Origin of the sequence: Methylobacterium sp. WL116, from assembly GCF_008039455.1 — a bacterium.
Taxonomy (GTDB): domain Bacteria; phylum Pseudomonadota; class Alphaproteobacteria; order Rhizobiales; family Beijerinckiaceae; genus Methylobacterium.
The window spans coordinates 1-454 of record NZ_VRUV01001154.1 but is presented as its reverse complement, the minus strand read 5'-3'; the positions used below and the strand labels follow the sequence as shown (position 1 = coordinate 454).

The 454-nt window shown below is 76.4% G+C and carries 1 pseudogene; it reads right to left on the bottom strand.

The window, feature by feature from the left end:
• Positions 1 to 454: pseudogene (locus FV223_RS31160) on the bottom strand (hypothetical protein); the annotation flags it as partial.

The window sequence follows — 454 nt, the reverse complement described above, 5'->3', positions numbered from 1 at the left end:
GCCGTCGAGGCGCGCGACGACGGCCGCGCCCTCGAGCTTCGCGCCGTCGAAGGCGTAGCCGTCGTAGACCTGGGACAGGCGCCCGGTGACGCGCGGAGCCGCCCCGAGCAGCCCGTCGAGCGCCGGTCGCCCGAGGGACAGCGCCTCGGTGCGGACATCCACCTCCGCGGTCACAGCCTTCCGCGCCGGATCGCCGCCGAGCTTGGCCGTGCCCGACAGCCTTCCGGCGAGCGGCCGGCCCGCGAGGTCGGAGAAGGCCGAAAGGTCTGACAGCGCGGCCTCGACCGTGCCGGTGAGCGTGTTGCGCCCGACGCGGCCGGCATAGTCCGCCCGCATCGTCGGCGCCTCGACGTGCAGGCGCGAGACCGAAACCGCGTTGTCGGGCTCCAGGGTCCCGCGGAAGTCGAAGGCGGCGCGTGCGCCGAGCGCCCGCCGCAGGGCGGGGTCGGGCAGC